Origin of the sequence: Rhodovarius sp. (assembly GCF_040399605.1) — a bacterium.
Taxonomy (GTDB): Bacteria; Pseudomonadota; Alphaproteobacteria; order Acetobacterales; family Acetobacteraceae; genus Rhodovarius; species Rhodovarius crocodyli_A.
The window spans coordinates 89,326-115,629 of the sequence record NZ_JBBARU010000001.1 but is presented as its reverse complement, the minus strand read 5'-3'; the positions used below and the strand labels follow the sequence as shown (position 1 = coordinate 115,629).

The following is a 26,304-nucleotide window of genomic DNA, read 5'->3' as shown; positions in this document are numbered from 1 at the left end:
GGGCCCGCTCAGCGCAGCCGCATCACCGGTACAAAACCCACCGTCAATTGCCCATCGCGCAGGCTGACTGGCACCTGTATATCGCGCCCCGCCGAAATACTGGGTGCCCCGGCCGAAAGCCCAGCGCGTCCGAGCAGCGAGGCCAGTTCAGCATGGCCCTCCATCCGCCCCCGCAGCGTGCCTTGCAGCCCGCCCAGATCATCGGGCTGCATTTCGCCGGTGCCGGAGAAGCACAGCGGCCCCCACACCACTGAAAGGCCACGAATGTTCAGCGGGCCATTGGCGAAGGGCGGCATGCCAGCACCTTCCAACTCCGCATCCAGCGCGGTGATCGGCCCCAAACGGCTGCCGCGCGGGGTGATGTTGTTGCCGCTGACGCGTAGCACGCGCCATTCCGCAGGGCTCCAGCGCAGCAGCGCCCCCTCGGGCGATTGCGCCGCAAGCCCGGGCACGCTGAGTGGCCATTGGGTGACCGCCCAGCCCGCCGGAAGCAAAAGCGCCAGGGCGGCACTGGCACCGAGCCACACCAGGGCTACACCGAGCACCATCACCAGCAGAATACGGCGCAGCGCCCTCATGCCTTGCGTTCCCAACCCTTTTCGCCTTGCTGCCAATAGGTGAGCGCATGGCCCGCCGCCTTGGCGCGCTTCCAGCGCTCACGCGCGGCTTGTAGCGCATTCTCGTCATTGCCGTCGAACAGGTCGAAGCCGCGCTGGAAGCGCGCCAGATGCGCGCTCTCCGCGCCATCGACGAGGAAGAGATGCGCCGCATCATTGGGGGCCGCGCCATCCTCGCTGGTGAGCCAGATGGGCTGCAGCGCGGCGTCGCCGGTGGCGGGGCTGCCATGCGGCAACCATTCGGCGGCCGCCCATAGCGCAGTGTCGAGCGCCTCCAGCCGCTCCGCCGCGCCGCTCAGCACCATCGCCCGGGCGGGTATGGCCAGAACCCTTGCCAGCAATCTGGGCAAGGCCTGCTCCAATGTGCTGCGGGTGAGGTGATAAAAGCCGATCTCCATGGCATAATACTACGCGATTTTCGCTTGGCGCTCAGCCCCAGCCCGCGCCACATTATCGCATGAACATCCGCATCCTCCTCTCCGCCCTGGCCATGGCTGGCACCGCGGCCGCCCAGCCGGCGCTCACCATCGCCACCGGCGGCGCCTTCACCGCCATGGACCCACATTTCCATGATCTGTCGCCCAATACGGCGCTGACCAGCCATGTTTTTGAATCGCTGGTGATGACCGACACCAATGGCCGCCCCATTCCCGGCCTGGCGCTGAGTTGGCAGCCGGTGGGCTCCACCACCTGGGAGATCAAGCTGCGCCCGGGCGTCACCTTCCATGATGGCACGCCCTTCACCGCCGATGATGTGGTCTTCACCATGGGCCGCGCGCCCAATGTGACAGGCAGCCCCGCCAGCTTTGGCCAATATATCCGCCCGGTGACGCGCATTGAGGTGGTGGATACCCACACATTGCGCTTCCACAGCGAACGCCCGGTGCCGCTGATGCCGATGATGATGACCACCTATGCCATCATCAGCCGGAAGAATGGCGAGGGGATGGAAACCCGCGACTACAATTCCGGCCGCGCCGCGGTGGGCACCGGCCCTTATCGCTTCGCCAGCTACACGCCCGGTGACCGTGCCAGTTTCGCCGCCAATGCCACGCATTGGGCCGGCGCCCCCGCCTTCAGCCGGGTAACATTGCGGATGATTCCCAATGACACCGCGCGCGTGGCGGCGCTGCGTGCTGGCGATGTGGATGCCATCGACAATGTGCCCACCCGCGATGTAGCGCAATTGCGGGCCGTGCCCGGCATCACCGTGCAAAGCCGGGTTGGGCAGCGGCTGATCTATCTCTACCCTGATGTCGGCCGCCAGATTTCACCGCATGTGACCGATCTGGCCGGCCGGCCCATTCCCAACCCGCTGCGCGATGTGCGAGTGCGGCGCGCGCTCAGCATGGCCATCAACCGCGAGGGCATCGCCCGCCAATTGATGGAAGGGCTTTCCGTGCCCGCCGGCCAGTTGATGCCCGAGGGCGCTTTGGGCTTTGATCCCGAGATCCGCCCCGAACGCTATGACGCGGTGGCTGCCAAACGCCTCATGACCGAGGCCGGCTACGCCGATGGCTTCGCCCTCACCCTGCATGGCCCCAATGATCGCTATGTGAATGACGAGGGCATTGCCCAGGCCTTAGCGCAAATGTGGGCGCGCATTGGCGTGCGGGTGAATGTGGCCACCATGCCCAGCAGCATGTTCTTCGCGCGAACCCCGCGCGATGAAAATTCGATGGCGCTGACCGGCTGGTCATCCTCAACCGGGGAGGCTGATACCTCGCTGATCAATATGGTGGCGACACCCATGCCCGAACGCGGTTGGGGCACCGTCGTGCGAGCAAGCCACTATTCCAACCCCGAAACCGATGATCTGTTGTTGCGCGCACTCTCCACCCTGGAGCCCGAAGCCCGAGGCGCGCTCTACCGGCAGATCATCCGCTTGGGCGTGCAGCGCGACTTAGCCGTGATCCCCATTCATCATCAGGTGAATATCTGGGCCACGCGGGCGAATGTGCGCTATGCGCCGCAGATCTGGGAGAGGACACGCGCCATGGAATTCACACCGGTGCAATAGCGCGAGGGCCTTATGCCCTCACGCCACGCCTTCATCAGGTGTTCATCGCATCGAAGAAGTCGTTGTTGGTCTTGCTGTATTTCAGCTTGTCCAACAGGAACTCCATCGCATCCTGGGTGCCCATCGGGTTGAGGATACGCCGCAGCACCCACATCTTGCTGAGCGTGCCGCGATCCACCAGCAGCTCTTCCTTGCGGGTGCCGGATTTGGTGATGTCGATGGCGGGGAAGACCCGCTTATCCGACAGCTTGCGGTCGAGAATGATTTCGCTGTTGCCGGTGCCTTTGAACTCTTCGAAGATCACCTCGTCCATCCGGCTGCCGGTGTCGATCAGCGCGGTGGCGATGATGGTGAGCGAACCGCCCTCCTCGATATTGCGCGCCGCACCGAAGAAGCGCTTGGGGCGTTGCAGGGCATTGGCGTCCACGCCGCCGGTCAACACCTTGCCGCTTGATGGCACCACGGAGTTATAGGCGCGGCCGAGGCGGGTGATCGAATCAAGCAGAATCACCACATCGCGCTTATGCTCAACCAGGCGCTTGGCCTTTTCCAGCACCATTTCCGTCACCTGCACGTGGCGCGTCGCCGGCTCATCGAAGGTGCTGGCCACCACTTCACCGCGCACGGTGCGGGCCATATCCGTCACTTCCTCGGGGCGCTCATCGATGAGCAGCACTATGAGGAAGACTTCCGGGTGATTGGCCGAAATCGCCTTGGCGATGTTTTGCAGCATCACCGTCTTACCGGTGCGCGGGGGTGCGACGATCAGCGCGCGCTGGCCCATGCCGATGGGCGCAATCAGGTCAATCACCCGATGGGTGTTGTCCTTCAGCGGGCCCTTGCCCACGCTCTCGACAGTGTCGTTTTCCATCTTGAGGCGGCGGGTGGGGTAGAGCGGCGTCAGATTGTCGAAATTGATGCGGTGGCGCAGCGCCTCGGGCGGCTCGAAATTGATCGAGTTGACCTTGAGCATGGCGAAATACCGCTCGCCATCTTTTGGGGCGCGAATCTGCCCCTCAACGGTGTCACCAGTGCGCAGTGCGAAGCGCCGCACCTGGGCCGGGGAGACATAAATATCGTCAGGCCCGGGAAGGAAATTGGCCTGCGGGCTGCGCAAATAGCCAAACCCATCGGGCAGGATTTCCAGCGTGCCATCGCCATGAATCGCCTGGTCATTATCGGCCAGGGTCTTGAGGATGGCGAACATCATATCCTGCTTGCGCAGGGTGGAGGCGTTCTCGACCCCCACCTCCTCGGCGAAGGAGAGGAGTTCGGTGGGGCCTTTGGCCTTGAGGTCAGAAAGATGCATCGCGCGAGGAATATCCGGCGTTGATTCGCGTCGCGGTTCAGGAAGGGGCTGTTTGAACAGCAATAACCGCGGTGCGAGGAGGGTAAGGCGGCGGGTGGACCCCGAACGCAGGCTGGGAGTTAGGGATGCGAACCCGCCACGTCAACCGGGCGCTGAAAAGATGCCCATAAAATCAGCGCGGAGACGACCAGCATCAGCATTGAGGAGACATCACCCAGCAGCAGATGAGACCCCACCGCAGCCGAATTATACCCGACATGAGCGCCAATAGAGACCAGCAGCGGCCACCGACCCAGCTGAGCATGCCGCCCCAAACCCCAATGGAACATCACCGAAATGATGAAGCTCAGCCCCGATCCCTCCTCCAGCCCAATCAGCTTGCTCAGCCCCTCCATAATGCCGAAATACAGCCCCGCCTGACCCCAGGGTGCTGCCATCACCCAGGCAAAGCCACGCTTGCAGCTTTCCTCCAGCACCGGCGCCACGGCCAGGATGAGAAACAGCGTCGGGTCCTGCCGCGAGACCGGCGGCATGCCGCCCATCACCATCACCTCAATAAGGCTGCTCAGCAATGCAGCCAGAATGCCGGCAATGGCAGCGGCCATCAGAAGGGCTTCACGATCACCATGATCACGATGATGATCATCAACAGCGTCGGCACCTCATTCATGATCCGCCAGTAACGTTCCGTATGCACGCGTTCATCGGCCGCAAATTCCCGCCTCGCCTTGGACAGCACGCCGTGAAACCCCGTCATGGCCAGCACGCTGAGCAGCTTCAAATGCCACCAGCCGCTCGTCCAACTCACAATGCCGGGCGTGAGCACGAGGATCAGCCCAAGCAGCCAGGTCGCAATCATTGCCGGGTTCATGATGGCGCGCAGCAGCAACCGCTCCATCTTCATGAAGCGCGCACTCTCATCACCACCAGGGGCGATCTGGGTGTGATAAACATAAAGCCGCGGCAAATAGAATAGACCGGCCATCCAGGCCATCACCGCCATCAAATGGAAGGATTTCACCCAGAGATAAGCCGGTGCCAAAAACTCAATCGTCATCGGTTGGATAGCCCCAATTCTTGCAACAAAGTGCGGTTGACTGCCGCCTCGGCCAGAAATCTCGCGCGGAAAGCGGCACCAGGTAGAAAGCTGGGTGCCGCACTCAGTCGTTCTGCTGCGTTACGAAAACCCTCGCTTGCCACCGCCGCCTCGCAGGCACGCTCCAGCACCGCCGCCATGGCATCTCGCAGGCCCAGCGGCGCCAATAGCCCGCCATAGGTGCTGCCATTCATCGGCATACCAAGTTCAGCACTCGTGGGCACCTCCGGCAGGCCTGGCATCCGCCGATCTGCCAATACCGCCAAAGCCTGCAAGCCGGTGCTGGCCGCAATGCTGGCCGATTCGGCAAAGGCCATGATGGTGCCCGCCAGCGCCGCCGCTGCCATAGGCCCGGCACCGGTATAGGACACCATCAACCCATCCACCCCCGCCGCGCGGAGCAATTGGGCGAAGAGAATATGCTGCGTGCTGCCCTGCCCTGGCGCACCATAAACCAGCGCCTCCTTTCCCGTACGGGCAAAGGCGATCATTCCCCTGAGGTCGCTGAACGGCGCATTGCGGCCAAGAATGACAACCTGCGGATTGTCATAGAATTGGCAAATATAGCGAAACCCATCCGCCTGATACGGCGTGGCCTGCAAAAAGGGCTGGGTGGTGATGGCATTATTGGGCGAGACGCCAATGGTGAGACCATCCGGCCGGGCACGCGCCACTTCGGCATTGCCAATGGCCCCAGCCGCACCGCCACGATTGACCCCCACCACCGAAACCCCCAATGCGCGGGACAATTCCGCCTGCAAGGCCCGCGCCATGAGGTCGGTATTACCGCCCGGCGGATAGAGGATGATGAGCTGCACGGGGCGGCTGGGATAAACCTCCTGCGCCGCAGCGGGCAGCAAGAGGGCAAGGCTGAGCAGAAGGGCGCGGATGATCATCGGGCAAAGCTATCAGAGGCCAAGCAGCCCTGGCAGTGCCTCCATCCGATCAAATGGCAGGGCACCGGCGGCGGTCAGCGCCTCGGCCGAGGTATCACGGCAAAACCCCAAAACCCGACACCCCGCGGCCAGCCCTGCCTGCACCCCGGTCACGCTATCCTCCACTACCACGCAATCAGCCGCCCGGGCACCGCAGGCCTGTGCGGCGGCCAGATAAATATCCGGCGCTGGCTTTGGCCGGGCGACATCTTCGAAGCTGAAGCGACGCTCACCAAAAATATCGGTCAGCGCTAGGCGCTCCATCTTCATCGCCAATTCCCGGCGGGAGGAATTGGAAGCCACCGCCACTGGCCGCCGCGCCGCCACATGCTGAAGCGCCGCAATGGCGCCAGGGATGGCCATCGTCTCCTCCTCCAGCATGAGGGTGATGCGCCGCAACAAGCCCTGTTCCCAAGCAGGTGGCAATGGGCCGGTGCGGGCCTCGATCAGCGGCCGCATATCCGGCCAGGCCATACCCAAAAATTCATGCCGCGCCTGCTCGGCATTCATCACCCAGCCCAGGGCCGAGAGTTCGGCGGAAACCAACTGGTTCACCACCATTTCGGTATCTGCCAAGACGCCGTCACAGTCGAACAGCACGGCGGAGAGGATCACGCCGCGGCTTTCGCGTGCGGGCAATCCTTGTGGTTTTTCGGACATTGCCGCGCGCCGGCAAAGCTGCACAGCGCCCGCGGCGTGGCAGCCGTCCGCCGCACCAGCCCAGCCAATGCCGCGATGAAACCGGCATCGCTATTCTGCGCCGGCACCCGGAAATAGCCAGGAACGCCAACATGGTCGGCCTCCTCGCGGTATTCCACATCCAGTTCCACCAGCGTCTCGGAATGTTCGGAGACAAAGGCGATGGGGCAAATCAGCAGCGCCACCTTTTCCGCGCCCGCCCGCTCAATCTCAGCATCAGTGGCGGGGCCAATCCATTTTTGCGGCGTGACGCGGGATTGGTAGCAAACCTTCCAATCGAGATTGGGAATATCCAGCCGCTCGACAATCCTATCCGTCGTGCGTTCAACTTGCCACTGATAGGGGTCGCCGCGCTTGACGATGCTCTCCGGCAGGCCATGGGCGCTGAACAAGACGCGCAGCTTCACCGCCGGGTCCAGCTCTGCCCTGGCCTTGTCATAAGCCTCGCGCACGATGCGCGCGGTGGCGGTGGCGAAACCATCATCGGAATGCCAGCAGCAGAGGGTTTGCACTGGAATATCAAGGCCAATGGCGCGGCAGGCGTCACCCCAGGCGGTCATGCTGCTGCCTGTCGTGGTGGTGGAGAATTGCGGATAGAGCGGCACCAGCATCACGCGCTCCGCACCCCAATCCTTCACCGCCTGCGCCGCTTCCTCTGAAAACGGGTGCCAGTAGCGCATGGCGACAAAGCAGCGATATTCGCTCTCCTCATCACCCGCCAGCGCCGCCTGCAAGGTTTCCGCCTGCTCGTTGGTGAGTTCCAGCAAGGGCGATTTGCCCCCCAGCACGGCATAATTCTCCTGCGCCGCCCGGGTGCGCCGCTTGGCGATGAATTTACCCAGCCACGGCCGGATGAAACCCGGCACGCGCAGAATCGCAGGGTCGCAGAACAGGTTGGTCAGGAAGGGTTGTACTGCGTCCGGGCTATCAGGGCCGCCCAGGTTCAGCAGCACGACCGCTGTTTTGGGGCGGGTCATAAATGGGGAGATACCGATGCCAGCGCGGGATTCAACCCCCTCGCACGAGGCGAAGCAGCGCCGTCACATGTTCGATGGGCGTTTCCTTCTCGATCCCATGCCCCAGGTTGAAGATGAAGGGCCGCCCACGCATCGCGCTCAGCAGGCTGCGGGCCTCGGTTTCCAGCGCAATACCGCCGATCATCAACACCAACGGGTCCAGATTGCCCTGCAAGGCCATTTCGGGTGCGACATTGGCCGCGGCCCAGCGCGGGTCCATCGCCGTATCCATGCCAATGCCCTGCATGCCGGTGCGGCTGCCATAATCGGCCAGCATGGGCCCCGCCAGGCGCGGGAAGCCGATCACCGGAATATGCGGCGCCGCTTGTGCCAGCGCGCGGCGGATGGCGGCGGTAGGGTCGATCACCCAGCGGCGGAACTGGCTGGGAGAGAGCAAGCCGGACCAGCTGTCGAACAGCATCAGCGCCTCGGCGCCTGCCTCCAACTGGGCGAGCAAATAATCGATGCTGGCATCCGTCAGCACCCGAATCAGCCGGGCAAAAAATTGCGGATCCGAATAGGCAAGCTGGCGGACACGGACGAAATCACTGCCGCCGCGGCCCTCAACCATGTAGCAGGCCACGGTGAAGGGCGACCCGGCAAAGCCGATCAGCGTGGTCTTGGAATTGGCTTCATCAAGGGCGGCACGCACCCGGGAGACGGTTTCGAAGATCGGCGCCGCGGCAGCCCGCAGCTCGCCCGGGCGCAGCGCCGCCAAGCCTGCCATATCGGTGATCGGCGTCAGGCGCGGCCCCTCACCCTCCTCCATCCACAGCTTCTGGCCCATCGCCCAGGGCACCATCAGGATATCGCTGAACAGGATGGCGCCATCCATGCCGTAGCGCCTGACCGGTTGCAGCGTCACCTCGGCAGCCAGCTCGGGATTGGTGACGAGGTTGAGGAAGCTGCCAGCCTCCGCCCTCGTCGCCTTATATTCCGGCAAATGACGGCCGGCCTGGCGCATCATCCACACGGGGGGGGGCCAGACTGGCTGGCCGGAGAGGACGGTGAGAATGGGTTTCGCGATCATCGTCGCTACTATGCGCAACAAAACAAGATTTGATAAAGGTATGGGTTGTAGTAGGGCCTGTGGATAGCAAGGAACCCCGCTCACGCCGAGCTTTGCCCCATGCTGTCCCCGTGGCGCATTGGCTGATTCTGCCCTTGATTGTCTTGGCTTGGCGGTTTCATCCCCAGCTTGCACCCAATGCGGTGCCCGGCGGGGCAAATTTGTTCGAATGTGCATTGCATCCCCGACTCAACCAAAGCCGGGACGAGAGCCTGATTCCATCCCCATGACTCAGTGCCATCCCCGAACACCGGCAATAACGCCTCACCGGATCACTCACATGGGTCTGGCCTCTGACAGCATGGGCGAGACGCTGGGTTCGATGGCCCCTGCGCTGCTGTGGGCTGATCGGTGGTTGCGGCTGCGCTTGCGCCTTAATCGCCTCGCTGGTGGTTGATCGGCCTCACCCACCGCAGCCCGCGCGCGCCGCCTGATGCAGTAGGGCGGCACATGCACCGTGCCAAGATCCACAATAATTCCATTGTATGCGATGATCTCGCCTGCAAGCTTTTTGGCTTTGCACGCAGCAGCGGGCTTTCCCCACCAACGCCGCTCCCTCCTCCACAAAACAAGATTCAGTAAAAAATTTGGTAGTAGTATTGTCTGTGGATAGCGAGGAACCCCGCTTGCCGCCTGCTTTAACCCCCTCCTCTTCCCACAGCAGGGTGGTGATTCTCCTCTTGATTCCCGTGGTTTGGCCGTTTCGTCCCCAGCTTGCACCCAATGCGATGGTCGGCGGGGCGAAGTTGTTCCATTGTGCATTGCATCCCCGACTCAACCGAGCCCAGGATGAAACCCTGATTCTATCCCCATGACTCAGCTCCATCCCCGGACACCGCCAACAATGGTCCACCGCACCACCAACCTTCATCTGGTCTCCGACAGCACGGGCGAGACATTAAATTCGATCGCACGCGCCGCGCTCTCCCGCTTTGAGGAGCATCATGTGGTGCATCACCGCTGGTCACTGGTGCGCTCGCGCCTCAATCTAGACCGGGTGCTGGAAGGCATTGAGCACGAGCCCGGCCCTGTCCTCTTCACCCTGGTGGATAAGAGCCTGCGCATGGCGTTGGAGGAGACCTGCGGGCGGCTGGGCGTGGCCTGCCTGTCAGTGCTCGACCCGGTGGTGAACTTGTTGCAGCACGAGATCGGCACCCGCGCCGTCTCCAAACGCGCCGCCCAGCATGTGATGGATGCGGATTATTTCCGCCGGATCGACGCCATGCATTATGTGCTCGCCCATGATGATGGCCAGGGCACTGCCGGCATTGCCAATGCCGATGTCGTGCTCGTGGGTGTCTCACGGTCGAGCAAGACGCCCACCTGCTTCTACCTGGCCAATCGCGGCGTGAAGGCGGCGAATATCCCCCTGGTGCCCGGGGCGGAGTTGCCGCCGGAGCTGGAGAACCCGCCCTGCCCCGTGGTTGGCCTGACCATTGATGTGAGCGCCCTGGTCGATATCCGCCGCTCCCGGCTGAAAATCATCGGCGCCGGCGGCGTGCGGATGGGCGAGACGGATTACGTGAATATCGAGGCGGTGAAAGCCGAAATCCTCACCGCCCGCCGGCTTTGCGCATCGCGCGGCTGGCCGGTGATCGACGTCACCCGCCGCAGCATCGAGGAAACCGCAGCCACCGTGCTGCAACAGGTCGAATTGTGGCACACCAAGCGTGGTAACCAGGCCGAGCATAGGCCCGAGGACCCCGCCGCCGCCGTGCTGGGGCAACAGAATTGATCCAGGCCGCATCACCATCGCTGATTCTGGCCAGTGCCTCGGCCAGCCGCCGCGCGCTGCTCGATGCCGCTGGCCTGCGCTATCAGGCCATCCCCGCCGCCGTGGACGAGGCAGCGCTGAAAGAGGCCGCCCAGGCCGAGGGTCTGCGCGTTGGCGATGCAGCGGTGATGCTGGCCGATGCCAAGGCCCGCCAGATTGCCCGCCGCGACCCCGAAGCCCTGGTGATCGGCAGCGACCAATTGCTGGTGATGGGCGAGCGTTGGTTCGACAAGCCGCGCGACATGGCCGAGGCGGCGGCGCATTTGCGCGCCTTCAGCGGCCAGAGCCACCAGCTCGTCAATGGAACCGTCGCCTGGCGCTTTGGCCAGCGGGTCTGGCAGAATGTCGCCGTGGCGACGCTGCATGTCCGCCCGCTCTCGGATGAGTTCATCGCCGCCTATCTGGCGGCCGAGGGGCAGGCATTGCTGGCCACCGTCGGCGCCTATCGGCTGGAGGCGGCGGGGGTGCATCTGTTCCAGCGCATCGAAGGCGAGCACAGCACCATACTGGGTCTCGCCATGCTGCCTTTGCTGGGCTTTCTGCGCCAGCATGGGGTGCTGCGGGGCTGAAAGGTCGCGCTGGCAGGTTGTTGAAGAGTGGATAGTGCGGGGAGACAAGATCGAGGGGCTTTGCCCCTCGAGCACCCCAGGAGGAAACTGCGTTTCCTCCACCTTCGATCAATCAGTGATTTAACAAATTATTCAAAGGTCCAGGAAAATCATTTTCCTGGTGGGAGAGCGCGAGAGGGCAAAGCCCTTTCGCTCTTTTCCCCCGCCATCACCTTTGTACAGCAGCTTGTTAGAACCATCTCACCATCTGCGCCTTCGGTGAAACGGCGCTAGGCACCTTCAATCAGCGGCGCATCACTGCCACCGGCCACCACGCGGCTCACTGCCCAGCGCACTGCTTCGGCATCCGGCTCGGCATAGAGCACGATTTGCTGGCTGCGCCTGGTTTCGGCAGCGGCATAGACGCTTTCCTCCAATGCGATGCGCGCACCGCGCGCCCGCAGCCGCCAGCCATGGCCACTGGGCAGCCGCATCAGCACCGCGGCATCATCCTCCACGAGGCTGGCACTCACCCCGGGGTGGAGGTGAAACCGCACCACCCAGCTGAGGGTTTCGGTGACGCCGCCGGGCAATTCCACCACATCCTCGCCACGCAAATCATCGCCGCCTTCGGCCAGATAGAGGGTGCGGCGATGGATGGCGCCAAAGGGCTTGCGCCAGCCATCATGGGTGATTTCCAGCCAATGGGCGTGGTCCTGCTCCTGCCGCTCGGGCAAGACGCGCTCGGGACGGCGGCCGAGGCCTTCTTCGCGCAATTCGCTGCTATTGGTATCGGTGAGGGTGAGGGTGGAATGGGCGGCGGTGGCGCGTAGCGCATCACGCCAGACGGGTTCTGCCGCCGGCGAGGCGCCGCAATTCACGATCAGCCGGTCACGCCCAACGCTCAGCTCGAAGGACATGGTGCCGGCATGAGAGAACCGGTCCCCCGCGCGGGGCATGCCGGTGGTCAGATCGGGCGCGCGGCCCGGTGGTGGGGCGCCGCAATCCACAACCACCAGGGTGCGGCTGCCCTGCATGCGGTGGAAGCCGGTGTCTTGCAGCAGCATCGGTGCGCGGCCGCGGGCCTGGCCATGATGCAGCACCAAATCGACCAGCGTCGCCGGTTCATCGCGCGTGCCATTGAATAGGGCGAGGCCACCATCCTGGTGGCGATAGAAGCGCAGCGCCTGGCAGGCGCGCTCGATCACCCCACCCAGCTGGGCGGGGGTATTGGCGCCGGTGCCATGCAGCAGGTTGCGGATCTCGATAAGGTCCTGCAGCGCGGCCAGATGCTGGGCCGGGCTGCGCTCGACATGGCCGCCATCAGGGAAGAATTGCCGCTCCAACTCACCAGGCAGCAGGCGTAGAGCGCGGTTGAGCCAGCCCTCCTCCTCGAGCGCCACGGCGGCTGCGATGCCGGCTTTGAGCACCACCAGCGCGCCGCGATGCGCGGCCTCGGCCGGCAGGCCCGCCACCACGGCGCGGCCATCCAGTGCAAGGCGCGTCAGCAACGCGCGACGAAAACCATCATCGGCGGAGGCGGCCAGAAAATCCCAATGGCCGAGCCAGGCGGAAATGCGCGCACCCGCCACTTCCGGCGCCTGGGCCAGATCCTGGCTTGCGCCATTGGCCAACCAATCATGCGCGAGATCACGCGCGCGGACCCTTGCGGCATCGGTGCCCAGGGCGCGCAGATCCCGCAGCCAGCCAAAGCCATGCGCATGGGCCCGCCACAGCAGCGGCCCATCCCCGGGTGCCCAGCCAATGCCCGGCTGGTCCGGCGTGCCCGGTTCCAGCGGGCGCACTGTGCCCAGCACATCCAGTTCACCCGTTAGCAGCCTCGCGCCGCGCGCTGCCTCGCCGGGCCAGAGGTCCTTGAAGGGGCGGGAGGGGGCATCAGGCACGCGCACCGGCTTGAGGCCGGAAATCCAGCGTCTGGCGTTGCGGATCAGGTCTGGCATGGCGTTTTCCCTGCCTGTTTCAGCGTGGCGATGGCGCTGGCGTAATCTCCGGCGCCGAAGACCGCTGTGCCGGCCACCAGCGTATCGGCCCCGGCTGCGAGGCAATGTGGCGCGGTGGCGGCGGTGACGCCACCATCGATTTCGAGCGCGATATCGCACCCCGTTGCATCGATCATCCGCCGCAGGGCGGCGATCTTGGGCAATTGGCTCATGATGAAGCTCTGCCCGCCAAAGCCTGGATTGACCGTCATGACCATGATGAGATCGACCAGATCGAGCACATTCTCGATACTGCTGACGGGTGTGGCGGGGTTGAGTACCACGCCGCATTTCTTGCCCAGGGCGCGGATGGTCTGCAGGGAACGGTACAAATGCGGCCCGGCCTCGGGATGGACCGAGATGATATCGGCACCGGCCTGTGCGAAGGCCTCCAGATAGGGCTCGGCCGGGGCGATCATCAGATGCACATCAAAGGGCATTTTGGTGTGCTGGCGCAGCGCTTTGATCAAGCCGGGGCCGAAGGAGATATTGGGCACAAAATGCCCATCCATGATGTCGAGATGCAGCCAATCCGCGCCGGCGGCCTCCACCGCGCGCACCTCCTCGGCCAGCCGGGAGAAGTCGGCGGCAAGAAGGCTGGGGCTAATGCGGGGGGTTGGGTGCATCTGCCTGTCTAGCCCTGGCTTTCCCTGCCCGGCAACCAGGCAAATGTTAGTTCATGCTTGTTATGCGCTGCATGGAATATGACTCCGCCTGGAATGGCTGCAAATTTTTCTGCCGTGTCATGATCCGTCTCGCCCTGGAATTTCAGGGTGCAGACAATGGCCCCAGGCTGCGCCGCAGCCATCCAGCGCTCGACCAGGCCCAAAAGCCGGGCCGGGTAGCAGATGATATCGGAGAAGAGCCAATCCACCTTTTCGGGTGGCAGGCCAAAGGCGCTCTCGCCGCGCCAGATGACGGAGGGCATGGCGGCGATGGCGGGGTCGAGCGGGGCCTTGTCCACCGCGATGACACTGGCACCCAACTTGGCCAGCACCCATGTCCAGCCGCCGGGGGAGGCGCCGAGGTCCAGGCAGGTTTCGCCAGGGGCGGGGAAGCGGCCGAGGCGGGTCAGCCCCTCCCATAATTTCAGATAGGCGCGGGAGGGCGGGCCCTCACGATCTTCCACAAAGCGCGGTTCGCCGTTGACGAAGGGGCTGGTCTTACTGGGCGATGCCAGGATTGTGCCGCCATCGAGCATGGTCCAGCCGCCGAGATGGCCGGTGGGGGCGGGTTCGGGGAAGGTGAGAGGGCGGGCCTTCACCGGCGGCAGCCGGGTTTCGATGAGGGCGGCGCGGCGGTGATGTTCGGTGGGCAGCAGAGCCCAGTTGCGCTGGATGGCGCGCAGCGCATCGGCGGCCGCCTTCACCGAGGGGGCAGGCAGCAGCACCGGCGCGGTCCAGCATTCCAGGGCCCAGGCGGCGTGGAAAGGCAAATTTTCCGAGAGGGCGAGCCGGCCATGCCAGGTGAAATTGACGCTGCGGCGGCGGAGTTCTTCTGCCAGATCCGCCTCGAACCCGGGGGCGGCGAGCCATGCGGCGCGCGGTGTCATGGCCGCATCTCGGCGGGGTTGCGGATAATTCTGTGGATTCGGTGGATTCTCAGACGCCAAGATGTCATCAATCTATCGTCGTGCTGTGGATAAACCTGTGGAAAGTGTGGGTGGATTGGCGTGCCCTTGCCCCTATTGGCTGAAATGGCGGGTTGGGAGGCAAACCATTTGATTCGCAATGATTCATTTTGCGTGATGACATCAAAGTGAGGGTTTCGGACAAATTCACCGCCGCGCCGGAGGCGAAGCTGTTCCGGTCGATGCTGGGGGGGCGGGAATGCCAAGGTGAATCTCCGTTATTGGGCGGGCAGGATAGGATAAATGGCTGGGGATTTAAAGGAAAATAATCCGAGGACAAATGCCTCTAGCGCCGGCGCAGTGCCATCACGCCCAGCCACAACCAGCCTCCCATCATGGCGAAACCGCCGATTGGCGCCACCGGCCCCAGGGAGATGCCGGCAAAGACCCGCAGCAACACCGCCAGCGAGAAGAGCCCCAGCCCCAGCCCAAGCAGCAGCCCGCCCCGCCAGGCGCCCCACAGCGCCACGGCGATGAGGGCCGGGGCGTGGAAGCCCAGCAGCATGGTGACCGAGGCCAGCATGCGCGCCTCGGCCTCGCCCAGGCCAAGATGCGCGCCGGCCGCGGCGAAGAGCACGGCCAGAAACCCGGCCAGGCAGCCCAGGGCCTTCAGCGCATGGCTCAACGCCGGACCTCGGCGCGGTCAAAGCGGAAATCGTAATTGCAGAACTCGCAGGTCATGGTGATGGCGCCACCTTGGGCCATTTCATCCAAATCCTCGTCGGAAAAACCGCCCAGGACGCCGGAGAGCTTGGCGCGGGAGCAGCGGCAGCCATAGGAGAGCGCCCGCGCCTGATCGAGCACCAGCCCCTCGGCATGGAACATCAGATGCAGCAGCCGGGCGGAGGGCAGGGCGTCATCCAGCATCTCGCTATCCTTGAGGGTGGAGGCGAGCAGGGTGGTGGTTCGCCAGGCCTCGTCCTGCTCTTCACGGGTGCTGTCACCCAGACCGCCCTCGCCGGCCACACGCTCCAGGATGAAGGCGCTCGCGCGCCAGCCTGCTTCGGTGCGGGCGCAGGCGAGGCGGACAAAAGCCTGCAATTGCTCGGAGGTGCGGAAATAGCTTTGCGTCATATCGGCCAGATGGATGCCGTCCATGGCGACGATGCCCTGGTAGCGCTCCATATCCGGGCCCTGATCGCAGGTGAAGGCGAGGTAGCCTTTGCCGAGCAGGCCGGCGGCGGGTGGGTCGTGATCCACCTCCATCAGCTTGGCGAGTTCGGCATGTTCGACGCGGGCCTGGCCGCGCAACTGGCCGTCATCGGTGCAATCGGCCAGCAGCATGGGCATCACGCTGTCGCCCTTGGCCTGGAGGGAGAAGCTGCCCTTGTATTTCAGCGCGGCGGCGAGGCCGGCGGTGAGCGCCAGCGCCTCGCCCACCACTCTGCCGACGGGGGGAGAGTAATCGTGCCGGCTGAGCAGCGCATCGGCGAGGGCGCCCAGGCGCACCAGGCAGCCGCGCACCGGGCGGCCTTCGAGGTGGAAGGGCTGCATCGCCGTGGGCACGACCAGTTGGGGCACGGGCGGGCGATCGGCATTGAGGAAATCTGGCATGGGGTCCGGCATGGGATGGTTGCGCGCATGAGTGTTCTGGCCCGTCAAGTGGGCATGCGTGGCTTCCAAGCCATCTGCGCCGCCATTACAAGTGGCGCATGTATAACCCGCCCGCCTTCCGTGAGGATGACCCCGAAATCCTGGCCGCCATCATGGCGGCGGCCCGGCTTTGCACCCTGGTTTCCAATGGGCCGGAGGAGGTGCCGCTGATCACCCATCTGCCGCTGCAATTCAGCGATGGCGTGGTGATAGGCCATATGGCGCGGGCGAACCCGCATTGGCATGGGCTGCGCCGGGGGGTGGCGATATTTCCGGGGGTGGAGGCTTATGTCTCGCCCTCCTTCTATCCGTCCAAGGCTGAGACGCATCAGGTGGTGCCGACCTGGAATTATGAGGCGGTGCACGCGCATGGGGCCATCGAGGTGGTGGAGGATGCGGCGCGGCTGCATGAGATCGTCAGTGGTCTGACCCGGGCGCATGAGGAAAAGCGCGCCGAGCCCTGGGCGGTTACCGATGCTCCGGAGCGCTACATTGCCGGCCAATTGAAGGGCATTGTGGGGTTTGTGCTGCGGGTGGAGCGGTTGATTGGCAAGCGCAAGCTCAGCCAGAACCGCAATGCTGCTGATGCCGGGGGAGCTGCAGCCGGCCTGGCCGCCAGCCCTGATGCAAGGGATCAGGCGGTGGCTGCGGCGATGGTTCTGGCGCGGCGCTGAGGCGCGCAAGCATTGATCGGCTGGTCAGCGCGCTTGCGCCCGGGCGGCACATCGCTACAACCCGCCCCCTCACACTGCAAACAGAAAAAATGCCCCGCCAATTTCGTAAAAAGCCCAAGGGCCGGCCCATCGATGGCTGGCTCATTGTCGACAAGCCCTCGGGCATCGGCTCCACTGATGTCGTCAACAAGGTCAAACGCGCCTTTGATGCGCAGAAGGCGGGCCATGGCGGCACGCTGGACCCGCTCGCCACCGGGCTGCTGCCGGTGGCCTTTGGTGCCGCGACCAAGACCGTTCCCTATGTGATGGATGGCACCAAGACCTATCGCTTCACGCTGAAATTCGGCGAGGCGCGTGACAGTGATGATGCCGATGGCGCGGTGATAGCCACCACCGATGCGCGGCCGACGGATGATGCGATCCGCGCGGCGTTGCCGGCCTTCACCGGCGATATCATGCAGGTGCCGCCGATCTATTCCGCCATCAAGATCAATGGTGACCGGGCCTATGACCTGGCGCGCGATGGGCAGGAGGTGGTGCTTGAGGCCCGCCCGGCCCGGGTGGATAAGTTTGAGTTGACCGAGCGGCCCGATGCGGACCATGCCATCTTCGAGGTGCAGTCGGGCAAGGGCGTTTATATGCGCTCGCTGGCGCGGGATTTGGCCAAGGCGGTGGGCTCGCTGGGCCATATTGCGGCTTTGCGGCGGCTTTCGGTGGGGCCGTTCAAGGAATCCCATGCCGTGGCGCTGGACAGCCTACTGGTTTCGGGGGATACACCTGCCCCTTCTCTGGACCTTCTGCTTCCGCTCACGACCGCGCTGGACGACATCCCGGCCCTGGCCATGAGTGAGGCGGAGGCCGCCCGCCTTCAATTCGGCCAGGCGATTAGCCTGGTGGAGTTCATGGGCCGGGTTCCGCCGGCGGCCAATCCCTCAGGGGGGTTGATCCGCGCGATGGCAGGGGAACGGTTTGTCGGGTTGTGCCGTCTGGAGGAGGGGATGTGTTTCCCCGAACGCCTGATGGCAACAACCGAGACCGGGCACTGAAACCTCTCATAAAAGGATAAGCCGATGTCGATCACCGATGAGCGTCGCGCTCAAGTCATTGCCGAATACGCCACCAAGCCTGGCGATACCGGCAGCCCCGAAGTGCAGGTCGCTATCATGAGCGCGCGCATCACCAACCTGACCGAGCACCTGAAGACCCACGCGAAGGATTTCCACTCGCGCCGCGGCCTGCTGGTGATGGTGGGCCAGCGCCGTGGCCTGCTGGATTATCTGAAGCGCAAGGACCGTGAGCGTTATGTCACGCTGATCCAGCGCGTCGGCCTGCGTCGGTAAAATGCCATTGCGGTGCGGCGGGGTTCTCCGTCGCGCCGCACTGGATTTTTGAGAGCGTCCTGCGGCTTTGGCTGGGATGGCGGATAACACTGCTGTTTCTCTCCCAATATGGGCCATGACAGGTTTCTCGCCTACGAATCCATCACTTTTCGCAACCGATCCCGCAGGCCCGGCGCCACCCATCCGGTGCTGGGCCGCGGGCGGCGGGGTGGCAGGCTCAGCTGGGCACCGCCCTCGGGTTGGCGTTTCAGGGTCAAGGTGCGGTTGTGGAAAACCTCCAGCCCTTGCCGATGGCCGATGGAGACCAGGGCGACATGGGGCAGCCGGTCCAATACCAATTGCATCAACATGTCCTGATTGGGCTCGTCGAGCGCGGCGGTGGCCTCGTCCATGAAAATCCAGGCCGGCTTGTGAAGTAGCAGCCGGGCGAAGGCCATGCGTTGCTGCTCGCCCAGGCTCAGCACGCGGTCCCAGCGCTCCTCCTCATCGAGGCTGGGGGCGAGATGGGCCAGGCCCACCAGGCGCAGCGCCTCGCGCGCCTTGTCATCGCTGAAAGCATCGGTGGCGGCGGGGTAGCTGAGGGCTGCGTGGAACGTGCCCAGCGGCAGATAGGGGCGTTGCGGCATGAACATCATGCTGGCGGCGGGCGGGGTGATGATCTCGCCCGCACCCCAGGGCCAAAGCCCGCCAATGGCGCGGAACAGGGTGGATTTGCCGCTGCCGGAGGCGCCCTTGATCAGCACCCGCTCGCCGGCGCGAATCTCCACCGAGCTTTCTGCGATCACCGTCGTGCCATCGGCAAAGGCCACCTCCAGGTCCCGCAGCACGAGTGAATCGGCGGTGCCGACGCTGACCGTGATGGTTGGCTGCTCCGGGTCCGCTGCCAGCGCTGCCAGATCCTCTATCGCGGCCTGAAAACCCATCAGCCGGCTGATGGCGCTGCGCTATTCCGCGATGCGGGGAAAATTATCGACGAACCAGTTCAGCGCCGCCTGTACCTGGCCGAAGGCGGCGCCGATTTGCATCAGCCCACCCAGGGTGATGACGCCGGCGAAATAGTCGGGCGAGGCGACAATGGTGGGGAAGATCATCGCCAGCGTGCCATAGGCGCTGGTCAGCCACATCAGGTTGCGCTGGCTGCGCATCAGCGCGCGCACATTGCCTGCCACGCGCTCGAAGGTGGCGGAGAGGCCACGGCGCTCATCGGTCTCGCCGCGGATGAAGGCGATGCCCTCGCCGCTTTCGCGCGCGCGGGTCAGGCCAAAGCGGAAATCCGCCTCGGCCGCGGTGCGTTTGACGTTGAGGGTGACCATCGGCCGGCCCACCATCCAGGTCAGGCTGGAGCCGAGCAGGGCATAGAGCAGCGCGGCCCAGACCATATAGCCCGGGATTTCCACCTCGCGCCCCATCATGGCCAGGTGCAGCGGTCCCGAGAGCGTCCAGAGAATGCCGATGAAGGCGATGAGCATGAGCAGGGCGCTCAGCAGGCCGGTGACGAATTCCACCGCCAATTCGGTGGCGACGCGAACATCCTCGGCGATGCGCTGGTCGGGGTTATCGGCGCCCTGGCCGGCCAATTCCAACTGGTATTGCCGGCCATCGCGCATCCACGCCTCCACCAGATAACGCGTCAGCCAGCCGCGCCAGCGCAGTTGGATGAGTTGCTTGAGGTAAAGCTGGTTCACCGCCACCGTCATCGATGTCACGGCGAGGCTGAGGAAGAGCATGATGCCGGCCTGGAAAGCGATGCTGTCGCGGTTTTCCAGCGCGTTGAAGAAGTTGCGGCTCCAGATGTTGAAGCCGATCTGCACCCCCACCTGCACCGCAGTGAGCAGCAGCAGGATGGCGATGAGCAGGCGGGCATTGCCGCGATCGGGCGCGCAGAGCCATAGCCGTGCGAGGCGGGCGAATGCGCGGAAGGGATTGCCGCTTGCCGGCGCCAGTTGCAGGGCGGGGGTCTGGCTCATGGCAGTGTGGCGGCCACCGGCAGGGGGGCCATGGTTTCGGCATTCTGCCCCAGGCTTTCGGCGTCGATTGCCACCCTCTGGCCGTTTTGGCTGCCCAGCCCCTGGGCTGCGATGGATGCGCCGGGGGCCAGCGCATCGCCCAGCCGGGCATGCAGGGCGGGTGGCAGGCGCAGCACATCGCCATTGGTCAGCAGCACGCCCATGCCCTCGCCTTGCGGGGTGAGCAGGGCACGCTCCACCACCCCCGCCAAACGAAGCTGCGCCGTGCCGCGCCGGGTGGGGGCGAACCAGGAGGGTTGGGCAACAAAATTCGCTCCTTCGCTGGCCACCCGCGCCCAGGCGAGCATGACCACCACCGGGGCGGCGCGGGCCCTGATGCCCCAGACGGTCAGCGCATCACCTTGGCGCACCGCCTCGCGAATGGCCTCGGCCTCGAAGGGCGGCAGGACGATCTGGGTGCCCTCGCGGAAGAGCAGCCGGTCGGTCTCACCGGCGGGATTATGGATGAAGCGCTCGACGCGGCCGGTATAGGAGGGCAGTTGCGTGGGGTCGAACCACAGGCCGCTGGGTGGTGGCCTGGGGGTTTGCGCCTGGCCCATGCCAGCCAGCAGGGCCAGGGCCAGGGCCAGGGCCGGGGCCGAGGTCAGGCTGGGGCGCAACATCAGTAGCTGCGCTGCCCGGTGATGAGCGATACCGCAAAGAGCACCAGGAAGACAAAGAACAGCACGCGGGCGAAGCCGCCAGCGGTGGAGGCGATGCCGCTGAAGCCGAGCACCCCGGCAATGATGGCAACCACGAGGAAAATCAGGGTCCAGGTCAGCATGGCGGCCTCCGGCATTCGGCGTTGGAAGGGATGCTGCCGCATGCCAGCGGCCTGCCCCTTCAAACGCCCCCCTGCTGCTGGGGGTTTCAGACCGCAGGAATCTGCCCGGCGGTGATCGCCTGATAGGTGGCGATGGCGAGCGTCATCCTGTCGAAGGGTTTGCTGATGATGAAGGCGGGTTCCACCCCCTCGGCGGTGAGCAGGCGCTCGGCATAGGCAGTGACGAAGATCACCGGAATGCTGACGTGGCGCAAAATTTGCCGCACGGCGGTGATGCCATCGCCACCCCGGCCGAGATTAACATCGGCCAGGATCAGGCCGGGCTTGTATTCGGTGGCCATGCGGATGGCCTCGGCCTCGGATGAGGCGGCGCCCACCACCCGGTGGCCGCAGCGGGTGACCAGCAGCCGCAGGTCAAGGGCGATGACCGGCTCATCCTCGATGATGAGCACATCGGCGCAGACCATCTGGCGCAGTTTTTTGCGCGCAGTGTCGAGCAGGGTGTCGAAGGCCGGGTCATCCAGCCCCAGCACCTGTGCGGCCTCCTGCCGGGTCAGGCCTTCGAGGCTGGTCAGCAGGGTGGCCTGGCGCTCGCGGGCGCTGAGCGCCTGCGGGGCGGTATCGGCGGTGAGGCTTGCGATGGAGGCATAGAGTGCGAGATGCGCCGGCAGCCCCGCCGCCAGGCCCTGGCGCAGGCTGCGCGCCACCAGCCCATCGCCCTCCTGTTGGCTGCCGACCATGGCGCGGGCAAAGCGACGGGCGAAGGGCAGGGCCGCCATCAGGCTGGTCGGGCTATGGGAATTCATCATCGCAATCCTCATGTTGAGCATCTCCGGGGCGAGCGGCCCCGGCGGTGGTGAAAGACGGAGCCAGACGATTGAGCGGGCTGAGGGCGGCATTGCCGGCATGTCTTCCCGCCTTGCGCAGCCACGCCCGCGCCCTGTGCCGTGACCACAGCGCGGCGGATGATCTGGTGCAGGAGACCATCCTTCGGGCGCTGGCGGCCGAGGCACAGTGGCAAGTTGACACTGCGTTGCGCCCCTGGCTGTTCACGATTCAGCGACATGCGTTTTTTGCCGCGCTGCGCCGGAGGCGGCGGGAGGCCCGGCACGCCGCCGAGGCCGCAGCCCCCAGCCCCAGCCGGCAGCCCGATACCCTGGCGCTGCGCGACCTGGTCGCCGCCCTGCAATGCCTGCCCGCGCTGCAGCATGAGGCGCTGATTCTGGTGGGTGGCCAGGGCTTGGATATTGCGGTGGCGGCGGCGATTTGCGGGGTGGCGCCCGGGACCATCAAGGCGAGGCTGTCGCGCGGGCGGGCGGGTTTGCGCCGGATGCTGCCGGGTGGGGTGGCCTCGCCGATGTGATGCAACCATTCCGCCGCCGCAGGCATTGGGTTCATGACAGCATGAAAAACCGGACCCATGATCATCAAGATAATTGCCGCCACGAATGGCACCGAAGCCCAGACGCTGCAGGATACCCCGCCCTTCGAGGACCTGTTGCTGCGAACCCTGCCCGCTCTGCGGCAATATGCCCTGGCGCTGACGCGCAACCGCCCCGATGCCGATGACCTGCTGCAAAACACCGTGGCCAATGCCCTGCGTGCGCGGGAGAGCTACGCGGCGGGGACCAATCTCAAGGCCTGGATGTCCTGCATCCTGCGCAACCGCTTTCTGTCGGATATTCGTCGGCGGAGGGAGTGTGTTTCGGTGGAGGATGCGCCGGCCGAATTATTCGCCCGGCCCGCCTCGCAGGATGGCCATATGGCGCTGCTTGAACTCAGGCGCGCCATGGGCCGGCTGCGGCCCGACCATCGCCTGGCGCTGGTGATGATCACGGTGCAGGGCATGTCCTATGAGGAGGCATCGGCAGCGCTGGGGGTCCCGGTGGGCACGGTGAAATGCCGGGTGTTTCGCGCCCGCAAGCTGCTGCATGGCTGGCTGCTGGATGTTGCGCCGCCCAACCGGCCCCCCGCAGCGGGGCGCGCTGGTATCGCGGTGGTGGATGATGGTAAGAAAGATTGGCGGATTGTCACCCTGCCGCGTTGCTGAGGGCCATAGTGGACGCCACGCCGCCGAAATTGCGCAAGCGGGTGCAACCGGGAATGAGCCCCAAGCCGGGCGGCAGCCGTGCTGGCTCGGCCGATGCCGCCTTTGACATCTGGCTGCAGCGGGGCCTGCGTGACGTTTATGGCGAGGTGGCGGAGGAGCCGATCCCGCCTGAGATTCTCGCCCTGATCGAGAATAGCCGAAAGACCTGAGAGGCGGCGCTATCCGCGCCGTGGATGTCGCGCCATGCTGCCGCCCTTGGCGGAGGGAGAGGCGCGATGGCGGGATGGTTGCGGTGGATGTGTTTGGCCCTGGCCTGGCTGCTGCCGCCAGGCGCTTCTATGGCGCAGGAGGTGTGGCCGGCCCGGCCGGTGCGGGTGGTGGTGCCCTTTCTGGCTGGCGGTGGCGGTGATGCGGTGGGCCGCGCGATCTCCCAGGCGCTGAGCGAGCGCACCGGCCGCGCCTTCGTGGTGGATAATCGCCCAGGCGGCGCCAGCGCGCTGGGCACCGAGTTGGTGGCCCGCGCGGCGCCGGATGGCTACACCATGGTCATTGTCGGGCCCAATCATTCCACCAATCCGCATCTCATGCCGCGCCTACCCTTTGACCCGCTGCGGGATTTCTCGCCCATCGCGTTGCTGACCAGCGCGCCTTATGTGCTGGTGGCTGACCCGAGCCTGCCCTTGCGCGGGTTTCAGGATTTCATTGCGCTGGCCCGGGCGCGGCCGGGGGCGCTCTCCTATGGCTCTGCCGGCAATGGCACGGCGGGGCATTTGGCGATGGAGATGATCAAGCTCGCCACTGGTATCGACGTGGTGCATGTGCCCTATCGCGGCAGCCCGCCGGTGCTGGTGGATGTGATGGCGGGGCGGCTGGCGGTGGGTTTTGACAATGTGCTCTCCTCCAGCCCTGGCATTCGGGCGGGGCAGATGCGGGCGCTGGCGGTGAGCGGTGCCGAGCGCTCGGCCCTGCTGCCGGATGTGGGCACCATCGCCGAGCAGGGGCTGCCCGGCTTTGCCGTCACGGTCTGGCAGGCGGCGCTGTTCCCCGCCGGGGTGGACCCAGCCATCACCGCACGGGCGAGTGCCGAGATGGCGGCGGTGCTGGCCACGCCTGAGCTGCGCGCCAGGCTGGCCGCCATTGGCGTGGCCCCCACCCCGAGCACGCCCGCGGCGCTGGCGGATTTTATCGCTGCCGATATGGCGCGCTGGGGCGAGGTGGTGCGCCGTGCCGGGGTGCGGCTCGACTGATGCTGCGTTGCGGGGAAAAGAGAGAGCGAAAGGGCTTTGCCCAGTCGCCCTCACCCACAGAGAAAATGTTTAAACTCGATAATTTCACGAAGGTGGAGGAAACTAAGTTTCCTCCTGGGGTGCTCAAGGGGCAAAGCCCCTCGATCTTATTCTCCCGCGCTGTTCGTTTTTCCACAGCCTGTTAGTTTGGCGGCTAACTGTTGAGAGGCTGCACGCCATGGCCACCCGCCGATCCCTTTTTGCCGCCGCTTTGGCCACGCCTGCCTTGGCCCAATCGGGTTTTCCCAATCGCCCGCTGCGGATGATCATCCCGGTGGGGGTGGCGGGTGCCACTGATATTGTGGGCCGCATCGTGGCCGAGCATATGGCCCAGCTGCTGGGCCGGCCGGTGGTGTGTGAGAATATTGCCGGTGCGGGCAGCACCATAGCCGCCGCCGCCTTTCAGCGCACCGCGCCGGATGGCTATACCATTTTCATCGGCACCAATAATCACCCGGTGATGCAGGCGATCCGCCGCGATTTCCCCTTCAACCCGATCACGGATTTTGTGCCCTTCTCGCTGGTGGCGCGGCAGCCCTCGGTGCTGGCGGTGAGCCCCGATGTGCCGGCGCGCGATGTGGCGGAGCTGATGGCCTGGCTGCGCGCGCGCGGCGATGCGGTGAATTACGGCTCCACCTTCCCCGGTGCCACCAATCATTTGGCGGGCGAATTGATGAAGCATCTGGCGCGGGTGAATTTCACCATCGTGCCCTATCGCACCGCGGCGCTGGCGGTGCAGGATTTGGTGGCGGGGCGGGTGGATTTGACCATCGACAGCCCGATGATGCTGGCGCCGCTGATCCGCGAGGGGAGGCTACGTGGTCTGGCGGTGAGTGGCGCGGAGCGGACTGACCTGCTGCCCGGCCTGCCCACGCTAATGGAATCCGGCGTGCCGGGTTATGAGTTGACGGCCTGGCAGGCGCTGTTCGTGCGCCCCGGCACGCCGCCGGAGGCGCTGGCGGTGCTGACCGATGTGGCCAAACGCACCCTGGAGGACCCCGGTGTGCGCGAGCGGCTGCGGCAGAACAGCGCCGAGGTTTGGCCTGACAGTTCTCCGGCGGCCGCTGCGGCGCATCTGCGCGCTGAGGTGGAGCGCTGGGGCCCGCTTGTCGCCAATATGGGAATTGCCAATTGAGCGGCCGTCTGGCGGGCCGCGTGGCCTTGGTGACCGGCGCGCGGGGCGGCATTGGCGCGGCCATCGCCCGGCGTTTTGCCGAGCAGGGGGCGCTGGTGGCCGGCGCCGATATTGGGCCTGGGGTGGAGGCCGAACTGGCGCTGCATTGCGATGTCTCCGACCCCGCACAGGCCGAGGCCGCGGTGGCGGCCACGGTGGCGAAATTTGGTGCGCTGCATATTTTGGTGAACAACGCCGCCGCCTTCGTGCCCGATAATACGGCCGAGACCATCCCGCTGGAGGATTGGAACCGCGCCATGGCGGTGAACCTGACGGGGCCGATGCTGATGAGCCGCTATGCCATCCCGGCGATGCGCGCGGCGGGTGGCGGCAGCATCATCCATATGGCGTCGCAGCTAGGCCATGTGGGGCGGGAGGGGCGGTTCTGGTACTGCACCGCCAAGGCGGCTCTAGTGCATATGGCCACCTGCATGGCCATTGACCATGCCAAGGACCGTATCCGGGTGAACAGTCTTTCGCCCGGGCCCATTGCCACCGACCGCACGCTCGGGCGGATTGGCGGGGAGGAGCGCGCTTTGGCGTTTTATGGCCCGCTGACGCTCACCGGGCGGCAGGGCACGCCGGAGGAAATTGCCGATGCCGCGCTGTTTCTGGCCAGCGATGAAAGCCGCTATATGACGGGGACTGACCTGCTGGTGGATGGCGGCTACAACGCGCGCTGAC

Annotated in this window: 31 protein-coding genes; 12 read left to right on the top strand and 19 right to left on the bottom strand. The window is 65.1% G+C overall.

From position 1 onward, the window contains the following. Positions 1 to 8 precede the first annotated feature (8 nt). Positions 9 to 578, bottom strand: coding sequence for a DUF2125 domain-containing protein (locus tag ABWP84_RS00565; protein ID WP_353210034.1), 570 nt, complete (start codon positions 576 to 578; stop codon positions 9 to 11). Next, positions 575 to 1,015, bottom strand: a complete 441-nt coding sequence (locus ABWP84_RS00560; RefSeq protein WP_353210033.1) for a DNA polymerase III subunit chi — start codon at positions 1,013 to 1,015, stop codon at positions 575 to 577. Before ABWP84_RS00560 ends, ABWP84_RS00565 begins: the two co-directional genes overlap by 4 nt. A 59-nt stretch (positions 1,016 to 1,074) precedes the next feature. Here ABWP84_RS00560 and ABWP84_RS00555 point away from each other — a divergent pair, with 59 nt between their 5' ends. Then, a complete protein-coding gene (locus tag ABWP84_RS00555; protein ID WP_353210032.1) occupies positions 1,075 to 2,637 on the top strand; it encodes an ABC transporter substrate-binding protein in 1,563 nt (520 codons plus the stop codon). A 34-nt stretch (positions 2,638 to 2,671) separates the two neighbouring features. On the opposite strand, the gene rho is transcribed toward ABWP84_RS00555, so the two are convergent. The 7 genes from rho to hemE form a co-directional block, all read right to left on the bottom strand. After that, positions 2,672 to 3,946: a transcription termination factor Rho gene (rho, locus tag ABWP84_RS00550; RefSeq protein WP_353210031.1), complete on the bottom strand. Its 1,275-nt coding sequence runs from the start codon at positions 3,944 to 3,946 to the stop codon at positions 2,672 to 2,674. A gap of 119 nt (positions 3,947 to 4,065) precedes the next feature. After that, positions 4,066 to 4,551, bottom strand: a complete 486-nt coding sequence (locus ABWP84_RS00545) for a hypothetical protein (RefSeq protein ID WP_353210030.1) — start codon at positions 4,549 to 4,551, stop codon at positions 4,066 to 4,068. Then, complete coding sequence (gene hemJ, locus ABWP84_RS00540) at positions 4,551 to 5,003, bottom strand: protoporphyrinogen oxidase HemJ (protein WP_353210029.1); 453 nt, start codon at positions 5,001 to 5,003, stop codon at positions 4,551 to 4,553. Before hemJ ends, ABWP84_RS00545 begins: the two co-directional genes overlap by 1 nt. Continuing rightward, the gene (locus ABWP84_RS00535; RefSeq protein WP_353210028.1) at positions 5,000 to 5,938 is read right to left on the bottom strand and encodes a tripartite tricarboxylate transporter substrate binding protein; all 939 of its coding nucleotides are present in this window, start codon (positions 5,936 to 5,938) and stop codon (positions 5,000 to 5,002) included. Before ABWP84_RS00535 ends, hemJ begins: the two co-directional genes overlap by 4 nt. 12 nt (positions 5,939 to 5,950) lie before the next feature. Further along, a complete protein-coding gene (locus tag ABWP84_RS00530) occupies positions 5,951 to 6,616 on the bottom strand; it encodes an HAD family phosphatase (RefSeq protein ID WP_353210027.1) in 666 nt (221 codons plus the stop codon). Continuing rightward, positions 6,589 to 7,653, bottom strand: coding sequence for a ferrochelatase (hemH, locus tag ABWP84_RS00525; RefSeq protein ID WP_353210026.1), 1,065 nt, complete (start codon positions 7,651 to 7,653; stop codon positions 6,589 to 6,591). Before hemH ends, ABWP84_RS00530 begins: the two co-directional genes overlap by 28 nt. 31 nt (positions 7,654 to 7,684) lie before the next feature. Further along, entirely contained in the window at positions 7,685 to 8,722 is a 1,038-nt protein-coding gene (gene hemE, locus ABWP84_RS00520; RefSeq protein ID WP_353210025.1) for a uroporphyrinogen decarboxylase, read from the bottom strand. A gap of 883 nt (positions 8,723 to 9,605) precedes the next feature. Between hemE and ABWP84_RS00515 the strand changes: the two genes are divergently transcribed. Continuing rightward, the gene (locus ABWP84_RS00515; protein WP_353210024.1) at positions 9,606 to 10,496 is read left to right on the top strand and encodes a pyruvate, water dikinase regulatory protein; all 891 of its coding nucleotides are present in this window, start codon (positions 9,606 to 9,608) and stop codon (positions 10,494 to 10,496) included. Beyond that, complete coding sequence (locus tag ABWP84_RS00510) at positions 10,493 to 11,104, top strand: Maf family protein (RefSeq protein ID WP_353210023.1); 612 nt, start codon at positions 10,493 to 10,495, stop codon at positions 11,102 to 11,104. The genes ABWP84_RS00515 and ABWP84_RS00510 overlap by 4 nt, the downstream gene beginning before the upstream one ends. A 269-nt stretch (positions 11,105 to 11,373) precedes the next feature. On the opposite strand, the gene ABWP84_RS00505 is transcribed toward ABWP84_RS00510, so the two are convergent. From ABWP84_RS00505 to ABWP84_RS00485, 5 genes are all read right to left on the bottom strand, one after another. Next, positions 11,374 to 13,044 carry a heparinase II/III family protein gene (locus ABWP84_RS00505; protein ID WP_353210022.1) on the bottom strand — a complete coding sequence of 557 codons (1,671 nt, stop codon included), beginning with the start codon at positions 13,042 to 13,044 and terminating at the stop codon, positions 11,374 to 11,376. Beyond that, positions 13,032 to 13,709, bottom strand: coding sequence for a ribulose-phosphate 3-epimerase (gene rpe / locus ABWP84_RS00500; RefSeq protein WP_353210021.1), 678 nt, complete (start codon positions 13,707 to 13,709; stop codon positions 13,032 to 13,034). Before rpe ends, ABWP84_RS00505 begins: the two co-directional genes overlap by 13 nt. Positions 13,710 to 13,717: 8 nt before the next feature. Then, entirely contained in the window at positions 13,718 to 14,635 is a 918-nt protein-coding gene (locus tag ABWP84_RS00495) for an SAM-dependent methyltransferase (protein WP_353210020.1), read from the bottom strand. Between the two features lie 364 nt (positions 14,636 to 14,999). Further along, positions 15,000 to 15,338: a DUF423 domain-containing protein gene (locus ABWP84_RS00490; RefSeq protein ID WP_353210019.1), complete on the bottom strand. Its 339-nt coding sequence runs from the start codon at positions 15,336 to 15,338 to the stop codon at positions 15,000 to 15,002. Next, on the bottom strand, positions 15,335 to 16,267 hold the full coding sequence (locus tag ABWP84_RS00485) for an Hsp33 family molecular chaperone HslO (protein WP_353210018.1): 933 nt from the start codon (positions 16,265 to 16,267) through the stop codon (positions 15,335 to 15,337). The genes ABWP84_RS00490 and ABWP84_RS00485 overlap by 4 nt, the downstream gene beginning before the upstream one ends. Before the next feature lie 98 nt (positions 16,268 to 16,365). Between ABWP84_RS00485 and ABWP84_RS00480 the strand changes: the two genes are divergently transcribed. The 3 genes from ABWP84_RS00480 to rpsO all read left to right on the top strand — a co-directional run bounded on the left by ABWP84_RS00480 (position 16,366) and on the right by rpsO (position 18,320). Then, entirely contained in the window at positions 16,366 to 16,980 is a 615-nt protein-coding gene (locus ABWP84_RS00480; protein ID WP_353210017.1) for an FMN-binding negative transcriptional regulator, read from the top strand. Between the two features lie 89 nt (positions 16,981 to 17,069). Beyond that, positions 17,070 to 18,026 (top strand): tRNA pseudouridine(55) synthase TruB, encoded by a 957-nt coding sequence (gene truB / locus ABWP84_RS00475; RefSeq protein WP_353210016.1) that lies wholly within the window; start codon positions 17,070 to 17,072, stop codon positions 18,024 to 18,026. A gap of 24 nt (positions 18,027 to 18,050) precedes the next feature. Continuing rightward, on the top strand, positions 18,051 to 18,320 hold the full coding sequence (rpsO, locus tag ABWP84_RS00470; RefSeq protein WP_353210015.1) for a 30S ribosomal protein S15: 270 nt from the start codon (positions 18,051 to 18,053) through the stop codon (positions 18,318 to 18,320). Between the two features lie 131 nt (positions 18,321 to 18,451). Here the strand turns inward: rpsO and ABWP84_RS00465 are convergent, their stop codons facing one another. The 5 genes from ABWP84_RS00465 to ABWP84_RS00445 all read right to left on the bottom strand — a co-directional run bounded on the left by ABWP84_RS00465 (position 18,452) and on the right by ABWP84_RS00445 (position 21,916). Beyond that, entirely contained in the window at positions 18,452 to 19,243 is a 792-nt protein-coding gene (locus ABWP84_RS00465; RefSeq protein WP_353210014.1) for an ATP-binding cassette domain-containing protein, read from the bottom strand. A gap of 21 nt (positions 19,244 to 19,264) precedes the next feature. Continuing rightward, on the bottom strand, positions 19,265 to 20,287 hold the full coding sequence (locus ABWP84_RS00460) for an SbmA/BacA-like family transporter (protein WP_353210013.1): 1,023 nt from the start codon (positions 20,285 to 20,287) through the stop codon (positions 19,265 to 19,267). Further along, entirely contained in the window at positions 20,284 to 20,949 is a 666-nt protein-coding gene (locus ABWP84_RS00455; protein ID WP_353210012.1) for a hypothetical protein, read from the bottom strand. Before ABWP84_RS00455 ends, ABWP84_RS00460 begins: the two co-directional genes overlap by 4 nt. Continuing rightward, the gene (locus ABWP84_RS00450) at positions 20,949 to 21,110 is read right to left on the bottom strand and encodes a DUF1328 domain-containing protein (protein ID WP_353210121.1); all 162 of its coding nucleotides are present in this window, start codon (positions 21,108 to 21,110) and stop codon (positions 20,949 to 20,951) included. Before ABWP84_RS00450 ends, ABWP84_RS00455 begins: the two co-directional genes overlap by 1 nt. A gap of 86 nt (positions 21,111 to 21,196) precedes the next feature. Next, complete coding sequence (locus tag ABWP84_RS00445; RefSeq protein WP_353210120.1) at positions 21,197 to 21,916, bottom strand: response regulator; 720 nt, start codon at positions 21,914 to 21,916, stop codon at positions 21,197 to 21,199. A gap of 71 nt (positions 21,917 to 21,987) precedes the next feature. Here ABWP84_RS00445 and ABWP84_RS00440 point away from each other — a divergent pair, with 71 nt between their 5' ends. The 6 genes from ABWP84_RS00440 (at position 21,988) to ABWP84_RS00415 (ending at position 26,303) form a co-directional block, all read left to right on the top strand. Next, complete coding sequence (locus ABWP84_RS00440; RefSeq protein ID WP_353210011.1) at positions 21,988 to 22,473, top strand: sigma-70 family RNA polymerase sigma factor; 486 nt, start codon at positions 21,988 to 21,990, stop codon at positions 22,471 to 22,473. Between the two features lie 57 nt (positions 22,474 to 22,530). After that, complete coding sequence (locus ABWP84_RS00435) at positions 22,531 to 23,160, top strand: sigma-70 family RNA polymerase sigma factor (protein WP_353210010.1); 630 nt, start codon at positions 22,531 to 22,533, stop codon at positions 23,158 to 23,160. Positions 23,161 to 23,213: 53 nt separating this feature from the next. Then, positions 23,214 to 23,369: a hypothetical protein gene (locus tag ABWP84_RS00430; RefSeq protein ID WP_353210009.1), complete on the top strand. Its 156-nt coding sequence runs from the start codon at positions 23,214 to 23,216 to the stop codon at positions 23,367 to 23,369. A gap of 129 nt (positions 23,370 to 23,498) precedes the next feature. Next, complete coding sequence (locus ABWP84_RS00425; RefSeq protein WP_353210008.1) at positions 23,499 to 24,407, top strand: tripartite tricarboxylate transporter substrate binding protein; 909 nt, start codon at positions 23,499 to 23,501, stop codon at positions 24,405 to 24,407. 217 nt (positions 24,408 to 24,624) lie between these two features. Next, positions 24,625 to 25,581: a tripartite tricarboxylate transporter substrate binding protein gene (locus ABWP84_RS00420; protein ID WP_353210007.1), complete on the top strand. Its 957-nt coding sequence runs from the start codon at positions 24,625 to 24,627 to the stop codon at positions 25,579 to 25,581. After that, positions 25,578 to 26,303: an SDR family oxidoreductase gene (locus tag ABWP84_RS00415; RefSeq protein WP_353210006.1), complete on the top strand. Its 726-nt coding sequence runs from the start codon at positions 25,578 to 25,580 to the stop codon at positions 26,301 to 26,303. The genes ABWP84_RS00420 and ABWP84_RS00415 overlap by 4 nt, the downstream gene beginning before the upstream one ends. Position 26,304 lies beyond the last annotated feature (1 nt).

Coding starts and splice junctions, on each gene's coding strand:
- ABWP84_RS00555 (WP_353210032.1), top strand. CDS start 1,075: ATGAACATCCGCATCCTCCTCTCCGCCCTGGCCATGGCTGGCACCGCG.
- truB (WP_353210016.1), top strand. CDS start 17,070: ATGCCCCGCCAATTTCGTAAAAAGCCCAAGGGCCGGCCCATCGATGGC.
- ABWP84_RS00480 (WP_353210017.1), top strand. CDS start 16,366: ATGTATAACCCGCCCGCCTTCCGTGAGGATGACCCCGAAATCCTGGCC.
- ABWP84_RS00515 (WP_353210024.1), top strand. CDS start 9,606: ATGGTCCACCGCACCACCAACCTTCATCTGGTCTCCGACAGCACGGGC.
- ABWP84_RS00425 (WP_353210008.1), top strand. CDS start 23,499: ATGGCGCAGGAGGTGTGGCCGGCCCGGCCGGTGCGGGTGGTGGTGCCC.
- rho (WP_353210031.1), bottom strand. CDS start 3,946: ATGCATCTTTCTGACCTCAAGGCCAAAGGCCCCACCGAACTCCTCTCC.
- ABWP84_RS00430 (WP_353210009.1), top strand. CDS start 23,214: ATGAGCCCCAAGCCGGGCGGCAGCCGTGCTGGCTCGGCCGATGCCGCC.
- ABWP84_RS00560 (WP_353210033.1), bottom strand. CDS start 1,015: ATGGAGATCGGCTTTTATCACCTCACCCGCAGCACATTGGAGCAGGCC.
- ABWP84_RS00435 (WP_353210010.1), top strand. CDS start 22,531: ATGATCATCAAGATAATTGCCGCCACGAATGGCACCGAAGCCCAGACG.
- ABWP84_RS00505 (WP_353210022.1), bottom strand. CDS start 13,044: ATGCCAGACCTGATCCGCAACGCCAGACGCTGGATTTCCGGCCTCAAG.
- ABWP84_RS00450 (WP_353210121.1), bottom strand. CDS start 21,110: ATGCTGACCTGGACCCTGATTTTCCTCGTGGTTGCCATCATTGCCGGG.
- ABWP84_RS00535 (WP_353210028.1), bottom strand. CDS start 5,938: ATGATCATCCGCGCCCTTCTGCTCAGCCTTGCCCTCTTGCTGCCCGCT.
- rpe (WP_353210021.1), bottom strand. CDS start 13,709: ATGCACCCAACCCCCCGCATTAGCCCCAGCCTTCTTGCCGCCGACTTC.
- ABWP84_RS00460 (WP_353210013.1), bottom strand. CDS start 20,287: ATGAGCCAGACCCCCGCCCTGCAACTGGCGCCGGCAAGCGGCAATCCC.
- ABWP84_RS00485 (WP_353210018.1), bottom strand. CDS start 16,267: ATGCCAGATTTCCTCAATGCCGATCGCCCGCCCGTGCCCCAACTGGTC.
- hemE (WP_353210025.1), bottom strand. CDS start 8,722: ATGATCGCGAAACCCATTCTCACCGTCCTCTCCGGCCAGCCAGTCTGG.
- ABWP84_RS00445 (WP_353210120.1), bottom strand. CDS start 21,916: ATGAATTCCCATAGCCCGACCAGCCTGATGGCGGCCCTGCCCTTCGCC.
- rpsO (WP_353210015.1), top strand. CDS start 18,051: ATGTCGATCACCGATGAGCGTCGCGCTCAAGTCATTGCCGAATACGCC.
- ABWP84_RS00455 (WP_353210012.1), bottom strand. CDS start 20,949: ATGTTGCGCCCCAGCCTGACCTCGGCCCCGGCCCTGGCCCTGGCCCTG.
- ABWP84_RS00495 (WP_353210020.1), bottom strand. CDS start 14,635: ATGACACCGCGCGCCGCATGGCTCGCCGCCCCCGGGTTCGAGGCGGAT.
- ABWP84_RS00465 (WP_353210014.1), bottom strand. CDS start 19,243: ATGGGTTTTCAGGCCGCGATAGAGGATCTGGCAGCGCTGGCAGCGGAC.
- ABWP84_RS00420 (WP_353210007.1), top strand. CDS start 24,625: ATGGCCACCCGCCGATCCCTTTTTGCCGCCGCTTTGGCCACGCCTGCC.
- hemJ (WP_353210029.1), bottom strand. CDS start 5,003: ATGACGATTGAGTTTTTGGCACCGGCTTATCTCTGGGTGAAATCCTTC.
- hemH (WP_353210026.1), bottom strand. CDS start 7,653: ATGACCCGCCCCAAAACAGCGGTCGTGCTGCTGAACCTGGGCGGCCCT.
- ABWP84_RS00545 (WP_353210030.1), bottom strand. CDS start 4,551: ATGGCCGCTGCCATTGCCGGCATTCTGGCTGCATTGCTGAGCAGCCTT.
- ABWP84_RS00565 (WP_353210034.1), bottom strand. CDS start 578: ATGAGGGCGCTGCGCCGTATTCTGCTGGTGATGGTGCTCGGTGTAGCC.